Source organism: Ruminococcus flavefaciens ND2009 (assembly GCF_000621785.1).
GTDB classification, from domain to species: domain Bacteria; phylum Bacillota; class Clostridia; order Oscillospirales; family Ruminococcaceae; genus Ruminococcus; species Ruminococcus flavefaciens_C.
Map to the genome: position 1 here is coordinate 1 of NZ_JHXI01000015.1, position 12,641 is coordinate 12,641.

13 protein-coding genes and 2 rRNA genes are annotated in these 12,641 nt (G+C 43.3%); 7 read left to right on the forward strand and 8 right to left on the reverse strand.

Annotation, left to right across the window (positions count from 1 at the left end; translation table 11 throughout):
• From T488_RS0104370 to T488_RS0104380, 3 genes are all read left to right on the forward strand, one after another.
• Positions 1-157 (forward strand): 23S ribosomal RNA (locus T488_RS0104370); the annotation flags it as partial.
• A 64-nt stretch (positions 158-221) separates the two neighbouring features.
• A 5S ribosomal RNA gene (gene rrf, locus T488_RS0104375) occupies positions 222-338 on the forward strand.
• A 104-nt stretch (positions 339-442) separates the two neighbouring features.
• Positions 443-2,200: an ArnT family glycosyltransferase gene (locus T488_RS0104380; RefSeq protein ID WP_028519747.1), complete on the forward strand. Its 1,758-nt coding sequence runs from the start codon at positions 443-445 to the stop codon at positions 2,198-2,200.
• A gap of 407 nt (positions 2,201-2,607) precedes the next feature.
• Here the strand turns inward: T488_RS0104380 and T488_RS0104385 are convergent, their stop codons facing one another.
• From T488_RS0104385 to T488_RS19800, 3 genes are all read right to left on the reverse strand, one after another.
• Positions 2,608-3,753, reverse strand: coding sequence for a hypothetical protein (locus T488_RS0104385; protein WP_028519748.1), 1,146 nt, complete (start codon positions 3,751-3,753; stop codon positions 2,608-2,610).
• Positions 3,750-4,325: an RNA polymerase sigma factor gene (locus tag T488_RS0104390; RefSeq protein WP_028519749.1), complete on the reverse strand. Its 576-nt coding sequence runs from the start codon at positions 4,323-4,325 to the stop codon at positions 3,750-3,752. The genes T488_RS0104385 and T488_RS0104390 overlap by 4 nt, the downstream gene beginning before the upstream one ends.
• 615 nt (positions 4,326-4,940) lie before the next feature.
• A complete protein-coding gene (locus tag T488_RS19800; protein WP_196243267.1) occupies positions 4,941-5,261 on the reverse strand; it encodes a hypothetical protein in 321 nt (106 codons plus the stop codon).
• A 229-nt stretch (positions 5,262-5,490) separates the two neighbouring features.
• Between T488_RS19800 and tnpA the strand changes: the two genes are divergently transcribed.
• The 4 genes from tnpA to T488_RS0104415 all read left to right on the forward strand — a co-directional run bounded on the left by tnpA (position 5,491) and on the right by T488_RS0104415 (position 8,043).
• The gene (gene tnpA / locus T488_RS16955) at positions 5,491-5,811 is read left to right on the forward strand and encodes an IS66 family insertion sequence element accessory protein TnpA (RefSeq protein WP_037297091.1); all 321 of its coding nucleotides are present in this window, start codon (positions 5,491-5,493) and stop codon (positions 5,809-5,811) included.
• Positions 5,805-6,161: an IS66 family insertion sequence element accessory protein TnpB gene (gene tnpB / locus T488_RS0104405; RefSeq protein WP_028519751.1), complete on the forward strand. Its 357-nt coding sequence runs from the start codon at positions 5,805-5,807 to the stop codon at positions 6,159-6,161. The genes tnpA and tnpB overlap by 7 nt, the downstream gene beginning before the upstream one ends.
• Positions 6,162-6,253: 92 nt before the next feature.
• A complete protein-coding gene (gene tnpC, locus T488_RS16960; RefSeq protein WP_051536264.1) occupies positions 6,254-7,753 on the forward strand; it encodes an IS66 family transposase in 1,500 nt (499 codons plus the stop codon).
• Positions 7,750-8,043 (forward strand): hypothetical protein, encoded by a 294-nt coding sequence (locus T488_RS0104415; RefSeq protein ID WP_028519752.1) that lies wholly within the window; start codon positions 7,750-7,752, stop codon positions 8,041-8,043. Before tnpC ends, T488_RS0104415 begins: the two co-directional genes overlap by 4 nt.
• Before the next feature lie 44 nt (positions 8,044-8,087).
• Here T488_RS0104415 and T488_RS0104420 read toward each other — a convergent pair whose 3' ends face one another.
• The 5 genes from T488_RS0104420 to T488_RS0104440 form a co-directional block, all read right to left on the reverse strand.
• Positions 8,088-9,383, reverse strand: coding sequence for a hypothetical protein (locus T488_RS0104420; RefSeq protein WP_028519753.1), 1,296 nt, complete (start codon positions 9,381-9,383; stop codon positions 8,088-8,090).
• Positions 9,384-9,526: 143 nt separating this feature from the next.
• Positions 9,527-9,739 (reverse strand): hypothetical protein, encoded by a 213-nt coding sequence (locus T488_RS0104425; protein ID WP_028519754.1) that lies wholly within the window; start codon positions 9,737-9,739, stop codon positions 9,527-9,529.
• A 142-nt stretch (positions 9,740-9,881) separates the two neighbouring features.
• Positions 9,882-10,238, reverse strand: coding sequence for a plasmid mobilization protein (locus tag T488_RS0104430; protein WP_028519755.1), 357 nt, complete (start codon positions 10,236-10,238; stop codon positions 9,882-9,884).
• A gap of 409 nt (positions 10,239-10,647) precedes the next feature.
• Positions 10,648-12,324 (reverse strand): DNA primase family protein, encoded by a 1,677-nt coding sequence (locus tag T488_RS16965; protein ID WP_051536266.1) that lies wholly within the window; start codon positions 12,322-12,324, stop codon positions 10,648-10,650.
• Positions 12,305-12,559 carry a hypothetical protein gene (locus T488_RS0104440; protein ID WP_028519756.1) on the reverse strand — a complete coding sequence of 85 codons (255 nt, stop codon included), beginning with the start codon at positions 12,557-12,559 and terminating at the stop codon, positions 12,305-12,307. Before T488_RS0104440 ends, T488_RS16965 begins: the two co-directional genes overlap by 20 nt.
• Positions 12,560-12,641 lie beyond the last annotated feature (82 nt).

Sequence of the window (12,641 nt, forward strand, 5' to 3'; positions counted from 1 at the left end):
AAACGCTGAAGGCATCTAAGCGTGAAGCCGACCTTAAGATAAGATATCCCTTCGTAAGAGTAAGACCTCTCATAGACTATGAGTTTGATAGGCTCAAAGTGTAAGCGTGGTGACACGTTCAGCTTGCGAGTACTAATCGGTCGAGGGCTTTTCCTTTTTACTTCATTCAGAGTTTTCGCCTCGCATTACGCTTTATTCCTTGAAAACTTCATTTATATTTAGTCGGTGCTTATGGCAATGAGGTCACACCCGTTCCCATTCCGAACACGGAAGTTAAGCTCATTCACGTTGACGATACTTGGCTGGTGACGGCCCGGGAAACTAAATCAGTGCCGACACTTTTAAGGACTACTTCGGTAGTCCTTTTTTATTACGTTGACATATATTTGATATTATGGTAAAATAAATAATATAAATCACACTACGATCCGGGAGTTAAATCATGAGTAATACCAAAACTTCTTCGGCGAGCTGTAAGGCGTTCAGAAACCTCCTTGCAGGTGCTGCCGGTCATCCATATATCACAGCTTTCATACTGTGCCTGAGCTCTGCGATTTTTTTTCTGGGGGCTGCCGACTCCATGGCGACCTATGTCCCTGTTATATTTTATGCCCTGTTCTGCGGAGTTTCCGCCCTTATTGTCAGCCATTTCTGCATTATAAATAAGGTCAATGCCGCTGTCACGGCTCTGCTGACAGCTGCTGTATGCGCGGGAGGAGCTCCATTTTTTGTATGGTTTAACAGGACACATAACAGGATACTTTTTATCTTTGCATTTGGCTGTATCCTGCTGTCTGCCCTGTATTTTGCTTTCTATACCAAAAAGCAGGCACAGCGCTTCAATACCATGCTCATCATGGGATTATGCTTTGTTATTAAAACCTGTTACGTTCTCGGCACCTCTATCCATGACAGACAACATGATACAGACTGGTTCGGCGGTCCTGATGATGCCGCAACGGGACACCTTGGCTATATTTCCTATCTCTTTTATAATCACAGGTTGTATGACGGGGATTATCGCGGCATTTTCCAGTATTGTCATCCGCCCCTCCACCACAGTATTTGCGCTTTGTGGATAGGTTTTTTTAATAAAGTTCTTGGAGTTGATCTTGACCGAGCGGCGGAATCCGCTCAGATGCTGTCACTGTTCTGGTCAATGACCATCGTCATAACTGCCTATAAGATATTCCGCTATTTTAAGCTGGAGGGAACTTCTCTATATGTTCCGCTCATTATCACAGCCTTTCACCCCTGCTTTACCTTCCTGGCAGGTCTTATGAACAATGATCCCCTCTCATGGGCGCTGACTCTGGGAGCTGTCTACTTTACTCTCAGGTGGTACAGAGAGTCCACATTGAAGAATATCATCAAGCTTGCCCTCTGTATCGGTCTTGGCATGATGACGAAGCTTTCCGTGGGACTGATAGCTCCCTCGGTGACGATTGTCTTCATAGCCGTTCTTGTAAAGTCCCGCAAGGGTGCTTTCGCAAGGCTTCTGGGGCAGTTCGCCGCCTTTGCTGCGGTCTGTGCTCCTCTTGGACTCTGGTTCCCTTTGAGAGCCCGTATCCGCTGGGGGATACCCTTCACCTATGTCCAGGAGCTTCCCGAGATGGATCAGACCATAAAGGGAACTACCTTCATGGAGCGTATCACGGACTTCTCCGCCTATCAATTCAGCAGAGTCTTTGAAAACTGGCTCTGGTATGACGGGAACGGCGATCCTCAGAGCTACAATGAGCACAATCCTCTTATCGCTATCATGAAAAATTCAGTTTTCGGTGAGTTCATTACCGAAGGAAATTTCACACATTATCCTTTTATGCTGAATGTCTGCAAATGGCTGTTCTGGCTGGCTGCATTCATAGCTGCCGCAGCTTTTATCGCTATGATAGTCAGCCTTTTCAGGAAGTGCGCCGCAGACGGTGTACAGAAGTTCTTTATGGTGAGCTTCCACCTTATCCTGGTTGGAAATCTCTATATGCTGTCGAAGAAATACCCCATGGTTTGCAGTATGAATTTCCGCTATATAATGCCCACGGTCATTATCGGAGCCTTTTTCCTGGGAGCTTCCCTGACACGGGCAGACAAGCAGGGCAGCACTGCCGCAAAGGTGTTGAAGCTCAGCTCCTATGCCGCTGTTCTGGCGTTTGCAGTTATGTCCTCACTTGTATATCTTATGGTCGTCATTGACCGATGAAATCTGCTCCACAGGTTTCAGAAAGATACCAAAACAAAACAATGCCCCTGAGTGCATTTTAACACTCAGGGGTATTGTTGCTTTTTCAGCTACTATGGTAAATCAGAATTTATCGTAATACCTTGCGGCAACTATGAATGGGATTCCAAAGGGACTGTGTTCCTTTGGCGGAGTCCAGAGGCGGCGCCTCTGGCAGGGTTCAAGGGGCAGAGCCCCTTATTACGTCAGGCGCCTCGCAAGGGGTGAATCCAAAAACAGTCCGGTGGACTGTTTTTGGAGAGGGGACGCCTTGTAAGAGAAGGCGTCCCCTGGTTGAGCGGATGATAGTCGCCACTATAATACGAATTTTGTGGGACGTCGAGGACGCCGTCCCCTACATAATGCTAAATTATGATTTATAATAGTTATCATTCGCCGTTATATATGGTCCATTCAAGCTCTCTAATATTATTTGCCATATATTTGTCGGCGAAATCCTTGAAATTGCTTGTATCTGAATCGAAAGCGCGTTCGCCTGTAGATTCACCGTTTTTATAGATGCCGTACTGTGTGTATTCGTAAACAGGCGTGATAGTATTGTCCTCGCCCAGTGAGAGGATAAAGCTCTGGCTGCCTGCCTGATGCCCCATCATGCCGAATGTATTGCTTCCTTTGAATACGTCTACATTTTCGGTTGTTACTTCAAAGACCTGTACTTTTCTGTCCTTGTCATGACCGTTGAAGCGGGCGATAACATATTCACTTCCGTCATAGACCAGCATATACTTCCTGCTCAGTACAGAGGAGTTCCAGATGAAAAGCTCAGGCACTGAATCTGAGTTGACGTCATAGAATGAGTAGCCTGTGTCTAACTCCGGCATGGAAGCTTTGTCGGCGTTGTTTATCTCCTTGACAGCTCTCAGTGCAGCTGCTTCAAGCTCTTCCTGAGTAATGTCTTCGCGGTCTGTATGGGGATTTGTGTAGGCACCGGCTGTCTCTGCTTCAGCAGGCTTATCTTCGGGAGCAGTCTCGGTATCGGTCGCTTCCTCAGCCTTTGCAGTTGTTGCGGCTGTTGTAGTTGTTGAATTTGCGGTCGTAGCAGCAGCCTTAGTGCCTGTTTCCGTACCTGTTGCAGTTACAGTGACAACTGCGTGATCCTGGTCGGTGGTTACGGAAGTTCCGGGCTTTGTAGATGTTTCTACGGTAGTTGCTACAACTACGGGCTCCTTTATATCGGGAGTAACGCGATTGCGGCGGCTGAATGCGAATATGCTTCCTCCTACGAGCGCAACAGCGGCTGCGGAGCATAAGCTCATATAGATGATCCTGGGCAGCTTCTTCCTGCTATATATCTCAACACCTGTTACAGCGTCTTCTGTTTCGTTGTTCTCAGTGTTTACCGACTGAGTTATATCAAGCTTTGCCTTTTCGGCTTCATATTTTTTCATAGTGTTCTTCAGCATCCTTTCGCGGGCGTTCTTATCAATATTCATTTTACCTGTACCTATCTCTTCAATCGTTTTCATATCAGCGTTTTCAAGGACATCAAATCCTATTTCCTTCTTGTTGTTCATATATTTCCCTCCTTCATATCATAGCCCTCAGTGGCAAGCAGCTCTTTCAGCTTTTTCAGTGCTCTGCTGCACCTCATTCTCACAGATGTGGGCGACATCGAATGCTTTTCTGCGATCTCAGTTGAGTTCATATTGTAATAGTACTTCTGTATAATTATATCCGAGTCGGGCTGACCGAGACTGTTTACCAGCCTGAGCAGCGTATTTTTCAGAACACTTCGTTCTGCGTTCTCCTCAACGTTTTCCGTATCGGCAAGCTCGGTCGTCTCGTTTTCGATATAGACTGTATCGCTGTGGCGAACCAGCTTCCTGTACATCTGAATAGCTGTGCGGCTGGCGATCGTACCGATGAGACCTTTAAGGTCACCGTCGAAGCTGCCGTTTCGGTCATAGCTTATAAAGACTGCGGAGAAAACGTCTCCCACACATTCCTCGATGTCCTCGCGGCTTCCGCAGCTTCTCAGCTTGTTGTACACGATGGCGTAAACATAGTTGAGGTATTCGTCAAACAGCGCGGTCTGCGCCTTGCGAGGATCTTTATCGTAAATTTTGCGGTATTCATTATCTGTCATAGGACCACCCCTTTTGTTGGTTTTTAATGTATTTGTTGTAAGCGCTTTCATAACATATACTTGCTGTGACTGTCCGAAGTGTAACAAACTTTTTGAAAATTTTTCCGAAAAACTTTTCGGGGACGTCCACAGCGGCGTTTTTGGGTTAAATTCTCCTATTTATATATTGTATCATATCAGACGCTAAAGCTCAACGGTCGTATAAAACAAGACCTCACAGAATAGTCTGCGAGGTCTGAGTGTAAAAAAAAATATATAACGCGGATCAGCTGAGCTGCGAGGACTCCTCAGCAGGGGAATAAAAAAGTACCTCTGCATGAGCAAAGGTACTTTGAAAGCCGATAATGAACTTATCTCTTCGAGAACTGTCAGCGCGTTAAGAAAACAGTCCTGTGGACTGTTTTTAGCGATGACCGCAGCAGCTGCGCTGCGAGGACTCCTCAGCAGGGGAATAAAAAAGTACCTCTGCAAAAGCAAAGGTACTTTGAAAGCCGATAATGAACTTATCTCTTCGATAAAGTGCATTCTCGTAAATACGTTGTTTCAAGGTTGTTTTGTTAGTTACGTGTTAGTTATCCTGTCTGTTTTATTACAATCCAGAAGCATAATCGCTTCTTATTCTTCCTTTGTTTGTTCTTTATTTGCTTCTTCATTTCGCTTATTATAATATAAGCTGATTGAGTTGATGATGCAAGTAAACAAATAAAAGAGTTGGCATACAAGCTGTGGGGTGAGATAATTCTCATTGATTTCAGCCCAGTGAGCTAATCGGTTTCTATAACTCATACCAACATTTCCGTCTTTATCTTGTCCGAAAAAATAATTCAAGTGCTTGAGCTGGTACTTTCCAAGTATTTTCGTCATAGCTTCATTACCATCTGAAAGAAGATTTCCTATAGTCGATTTGTTTAACGGAATGTATATGCTATTTTTCATCTCTTCAAAATAACAAAGTCTTAGTAGCTTTTCAGAGAACGCACATATGAATACTGCTGCTCCATAGCACAAAGAATGGACAAGTAGTCTATCTGCGTCAACGGGGAGAGAAAGTAAGCGTATAACCCTCCGCACCTATCCCGCCGAAGTCTAATGAAGTATAATAAACTCCAAGGAACACCATGGAGTTTATTGAAGTATATTAGACAGATAGGAGTTGGTGAAATATATGCAGTCAAATATGACAAGCATCACAACAATAAAGCAGGAAGTACGTCTGCAAGAATGGACTGCACAGATCGAAGCGCAACAGGCAAGCGGTCTGACGATCCGGGAATGGTGCAAAGAAAACGGGATCAAGCCTAACACGTATTACAACCGCTTAAGAAAAGTTCGGGAGCAGTATATGGAGAAATCTCCGACTGTCGTCCCGGTACCGTTGCCACGTTCAAGTGAGAATATCCGTATCGAGAAAAACGGTTTGCAGATATCTCTGCCAACAGATATTTCTCCTGAAATTCTCCTGGCACTGGTCAAAGAATTATGCTGAAGGATATTGCAAATAATACACGAGTTTACCTTGTGACGGGGTATACAGACCTGCGGCGCGGGATAGACGGTCTTGCAGCTATCGTTCAAGGTCAGCTTTTGCTCGATCCTTTCAGTAAGGCATTGTTCCTGTTCTGCGGCAGACGCTGTGACAGGATCAAAGGTCTTCTATGGGAGGGCGATGGTTTTCTGCTGTTGTATAAACGGCTTGACAACGGTCGATTTCAGTGGCCACGCAGTGAGACCGAGGCGGTAATGCTTACGTCTCAGCAAATCCGCTGGCTTCTGGAAGGCTTGAAGATCGAACAGCCTAAAGCTATCCGTGAGGGAAAACCCGGTGCGATGTATTAAACCAATGCCATATGAATATTCAGAATATGTGCTTGAAAAGCCCCTCTTTTCGTGGTATCATGAATGTATCATCACGAACGGAGGGGTTCTTTATGTCCGAACAGAATATGACATCGGAAATCGTATCGCTCCGTAATGAAAATGCTGTTCTCAGGGAAGAACTCGCACTGGCAAATCAACAGCTTGAATGGTTCAGAAAGCAGATATTCGGACGCAAGACAGAACAGACTTCCGTTGTGATGGAAAAGGAATTTGGTGTTCAGCTTTCGATGTTCGGAAATAACGAAGAAAAATCAATACCAAAAGAAACTGTCACCATTCCCGAATACAAGCGCAAGAAAAAGCGCACTCACGATGATTGGATGAGCAGTCTTCCTGTTAAAGAGGAACATCATGAGATCAAAGATCCCGTCTGTGAGATATGCGGTGCCGAAATGAAAGATATCGGTACAGAAAAGGCTTACGATGAACTTGTATATACTCCTGCCAAGTTTCATATCCGCAGACATATCGTACATAAATACAAGTGTCCCGAGTGCGGAGAAAAGCCCGAAGAAAGAGACGAAAACTGTCATATCGTTCGTGCACCGTATCCTCATGCAATGATCCCGGGAAGCTATTGTTCTCCCGAACTTCTGGCGCATATCATCTACGAAAAATATGCAAAGTCTGTACCTCTGCACCGTCAGGAAAAGGACTTTAATTCAAAGAAGATACCTTTGCTCAAAGCAACTATTTCAAACTGGGTGGGTACAGCCGCCGAAAAATGGTGTATGCCTATTGTAGAGAAGATGCACGAGATGCTTATCTCGGGGCAGATCATCCACGCCGACGAGACAACAGTGCAAGTCCTTCACGAGGAAGGCAGAAAAGCCACATCGGTATCGAGGATGTGGGTGTACTGCAACGGCAAGATGAACGACCGCAGTATCATCATTTTCGATTATCAGCCGACGAGAAAAGGTGAGCACGCCTCGAATTTCCTGAAAGGCTTTATCGGATATCTTATCTGTGACGGATACGATGCTTACAATGCAGTCGAAGGTGCAAAAAGATGTGGCTGCTGGACTCATAACAGACGACATTTTGTAGAGTGTCTGCCGAAAGACAAGTCAGCTTACAGTACTTCTGTCGCAGCAAAGGCGGTTTCTTTTTGCAACAGGATATATCACGAAGAAAGTCTGCTTGCCGACAGCTCCGCAGAATACAGATATGAACAGCGCCTTGCGAAGGTAAAGCCTTTGCTTGACGAGTTTTTTGCGTGGCTTGAAACTGTTCAGGTCAGCGGAAAGGGAAAGCTGACAGATGCAGTGAGGTATGCTATGAACGAGAAAAAGTATCTTTACACATTCCTTGAAAACGGTGATATTCCGATCGACAATAACAGAGCCGAGAATGCTATCCGCCCATTTGCAGTCGGAAGAAAAAACTGGCTTTTCAGCAACACAGCAAACGGTGCAAAAGCAAGTGCAGTGCTGTACTCGATCATTTCAACCGCACAGGCAAATGGTCTTGATGCAGAAAAATATCTGACAGAGCTGTTTTCACAGCCGGCAGGAACGATATTATTACCATGGAGGGAAGAAAAATGAAAGAAGTATTTGACAAATGCTGTTACTGCAATGCACCGCTGAAACTCGAGATAAGTGAGACCTCGATTCATACATTTCAAGGTCACAGGAATGAATTCACGATAAAGCATGAACCCAGTCTTGCCTGCACAAAATGCAATAACATGTTTCAGGCTGAGTCGTATCAGTCTGAAAAGACTAATGCTTTCCTGCATTTTCTGATGTCGATCAAACTGAAGAAAGCTGAGATCGAATACAAGGACATGATCAGGTATGTAGATAAAATTCTTAAATTCAATGACGATGAATAAATATGACCCTGCAGGGATGTTGATTCCTTGCAGGGTCTTAATTTTTAGGGTGCGGAAAGTTTGACGGTTACGAGAGAAAAGATATTTCCTACCATTTGAGCCATTAATTCATAATCAGATGCCAATTCATCAATATCATTATGTGTTTCTATTGCAATACAATCTACTAAATCGAAGAAGCCATTCAAATACTCATTTGTTATGTCCTTATTTGTAAAAATAATATGTATTGTAGCTGCACCGACGGTTATGACACTCTCTAAAAACCTCTGATGCGAAAATGTAAAGTAATCATTTGTTGGAACGTTGGTAGATACAATATCCATAAATGATTTTTTGCTTTCAGGCGGAGTATTAAGGTTACTTTTCCAAGTCAATGAATCCTTGTCTGGTGTATGAGTAATGTTAAGTATTCTTATAAATATATTTTGCTTTGAAGTAAGCATAGCTTTGATTTTTTCGGTAGGTATCTCCATAGTAAACGTATGTCCGTTTTGTAATATGGATTCGCTCAATAATTTGTCAAGGTCATGCTGCACTTTTTCAAATCTGTTAGCATCTATATGCTGTATTCTACGTAGAAATGCGACGTAATTTCTAATTGTTTGATCATGCCGTAAAACATTATCAGTGTTTAGAGTTTTGGCAAGTGCTTCAACATCATTGCTTATGGACTTGATCCAAAGCTCAGTTTTTTCAAAAAAAGATGTATTAGGATTTTGATATAAGTGAGCAATGACGTTTAATGTATTCTTAAAGCTATACCTTCGTATGCTTTCTAAGCTGTATTCTGGAAAAAGATCATCAAATAATTCAGGATTGACTTTTAATATCCTTTCAAAAGCATCAAAGTGCTGTATTACTGTGTTTCCGCATTTGCTAAAGACATAATGCTTTACATTTAATGACATACCGTTCCCGTATTTAGTGATTAATTCAATGGTTGCATCAAAAACCTCAGATATTCCATAAGGCTCATAAGAGTGTACCAATAATGATTGATAGGCAGTATTGATGTACTTTATTATATTGCCATTTTGGATTGTGACAATACTGTTCTTTGCATCAGAGATTATTCTGCTTAACAAGTCTTTGTGTTCATCGTTAATGAGAGTTGGGATATTTTTTTCAAAACAGATTATTTTTGAAGCAAACAGATAATTATAGTAATCATCAATGGAATCTATACTTTTTAATTTGAATCTTGTAAAAAGTGTTTCAAAATAAGTTTTATTCTCTATTATCTGTTTGATTTCAAAGTTTGTAGCAAAATCGTTTCCCTCATAATATTTAGCTGAAAATGACAATTTCAGTTGTATCAATTCTTCGTGTATACCCATGATGACCTCCTTTGCAAAATGATACTTTTTTGCAATCGTTATATCCTACATAAATTATACTTCATAATATCATTTTCGTCAAGATAAAAAACAAAAAGAGTTCCCCATAGGAATTATAATCCTACAGGGAATTATGTTACTAACTATTCATCCTCGTCCGAACACTCCTCCAACCCGTGTATGAGCTGGATGTAAATACACTCTGCTCGGTCACGTTCCTCACCCTCGGTAGTCATCATCTGCCTGAGAAAGAAATCCTGTGCTTCCTCACGATCGTCCCAAACCTCTTTCTTGCCGTTGCAGATGGTAGTGACGGTGCGTGTTCTCGGCATTGCGAGTTCGGGTATTCTAAACATAAAATCGCCTCCATAAAATATTGTTGTGAATCCATTATAGCGGATAAATATTCCAGAGTCCAGCTCTGCGGAATGATTGTAATAATTCTTGTGAAATGCGCAGCAAGAATTATTATTTTGCCAGTGCATATTGCCTTGAATTCTATTCCCTTGGAGCCAGCTTCTGAAAGAAAAACAGGATCCTCCATATCTCAAGAATACGTTCCTCGATCTCCTTGAAATCATCGGCGTAAGCGTCATCGTTTTTCGTGACTCTGACTTTGATCTGATTGACATTATTATTGATACTGTTTAGCATTGAATAAAGTCCCTGCATTTTTTCATTGTCTATAAGCAGAATCAGACCGTCGAAGACACATCGCCTTACGAAGTCGCTGAATGATTTACAGCGGCTGTTTTTATACTTACGCCGGAACGCTTCAAGTTCCTCCTCGGTTACTCTGATTTTCAGGAAAATGTCACGCTTGGTTTTCTGTTTTTTATTTGTTTTTCTTCTCATAAAAATCTCTCTTTCTTTTATTCAGGTTCGGGGTCTGAGGGGTGTCCCTCTCACAAGCTTTGTATTGTGTGGTTTTCAGTTTTTGTACCCACACAATACCGTGCTTGCTACTCTTCCAAACGCCCCTGTGGGCGTAGTTTCATTTTTCTCTTTTCAAAAGAGAATTCCAGGCACTTTTATGCCTGTCTGCCCTGTCATTTTTCTTTTCAGACAGCTATTCGATCTACACGGTTACACACTTCACACACATGAATATACCTGACCGAAGTTTTCATCATCAAAAAAGATAAAATATCTGTGATGCTCTCCATATCTATAATAGAAAAAGAAATGTGTAAGCGTGTAAGTCCTGATATTTCTTCTTTTCAGGTGTGTTATGAAGCGTGTAGCGTACCGTGTAAAATGCGTTTTAATACATGATAGTCGGCGGTCGGTATGTGTATCTGATTCCGATGAAACCTCTCGCACGTTTGCCCTGCTCGTTGACTGCATTTTCGGAGTAGGTTATTCCGTAATCATCTGCGTGAGATTTCAGATAGCCGGAGAAGGTTCTTCTTGATAATTCATCAAGGCTGTTGAGCCTGCACCAGCTCTGATATGCCCAGTATAATTCCTGAGAATGTATCTGCCCCGAAGCGTCAAACTTGAAGTCATGCTCGCTCTCCATAAAGGGAATGATATTGTTGCATTCACGCTCGCTGCGTTTGAGGTTTTCTTTCGCCTGATCGCTTATGGTAAACTCAAAATCATTCGCAATCAAACGCTCCAATCCCTCGATACACCAGAGGAATATTCCTTCCTTTTCAGCAAGCAGTTTTTCGGTCAGATGTTTGTCTGCTGTACGGTCTTTCGGAACGGGCTTTGCAACAAGTATCATCTGCCTGCGGAAGAAGCCTTCGCTGCGGTCATAAAGTGCAGAGATCGGATTGTTGCCGAATGCGATAACTCTTGTGTACAATAACGCCTGAAAAGAAGGACTGCCTTTCGGCTCGATCTCCATAGGTATCTCCGCTGTGATAAGCTGTTTTAGGAATTCTGTCTTTTCAAGTGCAGACATATCCATATCATCATCTATCATACAAAGCTTTCCGAGGAGCTTGACCTTGTTGAATCGGGCGGCAGGTCCGTTGTCCAGACCTGATACACTTCCGCTTACAGAATTCTTATATCCCATGATCTCAAAAAGCACCTTGCCGACACGGGACTTTCCCTCGCCGCCGTTGCCTGAGATCATCAGCATTTTCTGTGCTCTTGTGGACGGTATCAGCAGATACCCCATATACTCTTGCAAGGTCAGAACGTCATGTTCGTTCAATAGCTCCTGCACAAACCTGAGCCAGCGTTCAGGCTTCGGAGCATCGGAACGGTATTCAATGCCCAAGCGGTTCATTGTAAACTGCTTTCCCTGAGAGAATACAAAGTGTCCCTGTGCCAGATGAAGTGTGCCGTTTTTCAGATGTATAGTGTGTTCGTTAGGCTCAGGTGCAGGACGGTAGCACTTAATCTTCATAGCTTCCACCAGACGTTTGGTACGGTCTGCGACATTCTTCACTACATAAGGCTTGATACGCTCGTATATGACCTTGCTCAGCTCCGAGATAAGGAACTCGCCGTCTATGTCATAGAACAGTCCATTGATGCAGTACAGATTGTGTTGTGCAAGAAGCTCCGTACAGAATACGTCCTCATTGACCTGTGTTCCGTCCCACCACTTCGGATATTTGCTTTTCTCCTCTTTCTTTTCCTGATGCTCTGCTTCTTTAAGCTGCCGTAATGCCTTTTCCCTATATGGAGCTACAAGGCTGTCAAAGTCCGCTGTCAGCTTGAATTTCTTGGCTACCTGTCTGAATGCGGTGATATACTGCGACACGGCGAATTCATCAGGTAGGGTGAGTATCTTTTCATAGGGTGCAGTACTGTTAAGTATATCATCATACGTTACCGATGATAGTGCTTCTTTCTGCTTATCAAGCTCGGACTTCTCCTGTTCTTCGGGCTGTACACCCTCATCAGGTACAACGGGGAGATCATCCCCGTTGTTCGCTTCCGTAATCAGCTCTGCAGCATCATTCATCATTTCCTGCATCGCTGACCTCCGTTTCTGCCCTGAAATAGCCTAAGTCCTCCCATACTTTCTTGTCAGGGCAAAGATAGTTGTACTCGCTTGAACCGTCCTTCTTGAAGGCATATCCGAAACGGAATATGCCTTTCTGTAAGCCTATCCTGATGTACTGCGGGTCTTTGCCTGTTGCCTGTGCAATCTCCTTGATCGGTACGTTTCTGCCTGTAAAAGCCGGCAGAGAATTAATAGTATTATTCATGTGGTCTCCTTCCGATTATATATCTATCTCTAATCGTGTGAAAAAATCTCAGGGTGCCTCTTGACATCTCTCTGCGATTCTG

Coding starts and splice junctions, on each gene's coding strand:
- T488_RS0104380 (WP_028519747.1), top strand. CDS start 443: ATGAGTAATACCAAAACTTCTTCGGCGAGCTGTAAGGCGTTCAGAAAC.
- T488_RS0104385 (WP_028519748.1), bottom strand. CDS start 3,753: ATGAACAACAAGAAGGAAATAGGATTTGATGTCCTTGAAAACGCTGAT.
- T488_RS0104390 (WP_028519749.1), bottom strand. CDS start 4,325: ATGACAGATAATGAATACCGCAAAATTTACGATAAAGATCCTCGCAAG.
- T488_RS19800 (WP_196243267.1), bottom strand. CDS start 5,261: ATGAAAAATAGCATATACATTCCGTTAAACAAATCGACTATAGGAAAT.
- tnpA (WP_037297091.1), top strand. CDS start 5,491: ATGCAGTCAAATATGACAAGCATCACAACAATAAAGCAGGAAGTACGT.
- tnpB (WP_028519751.1), top strand. CDS start 5,805: ATGCTGAAGGATATTGCAAATAATACACGAGTTTACCTTGTGACGGGG.
- tnpC (WP_051536264.1), top strand. CDS start 6,254: ATGTCCGAACAGAATATGACATCGGAAATCGTATCGCTCCGTAATGAA.
- T488_RS0104415 (WP_028519752.1), top strand. CDS start 7,750: ATGAAAGAAGTATTTGACAAATGCTGTTACTGCAATGCACCGCTGAAA.
- T488_RS0104420 (WP_028519753.1), bottom strand. CDS start 9,383: ATGGGTATACACGAAGAATTGATACAACTGAAATTGTCATTTTCAGCT.
- T488_RS0104425 (WP_028519754.1), bottom strand. CDS start 9,739: ATGTTTAGAATACCCGAACTCGCAATGCCGAGAACACGCACCGTCACT.
- T488_RS0104430 (WP_028519755.1), bottom strand. CDS start 10,238: ATGAGAAGAAAAACAAATAAAAAACAGAAAACCAAGCGTGACATTTTC.
- T488_RS16965 (WP_051536266.1), bottom strand. CDS start 12,324: ATGCAGGAAATGATGAATGATGCTGCAGAGCTGATTACGGAAGCGAAC.
- T488_RS0104440 (WP_028519756.1), bottom strand. CDS start 12,559: ATGAATAATACTATTAATTCTCTGCCGGCTTTTACAGGCAGAAACGTA.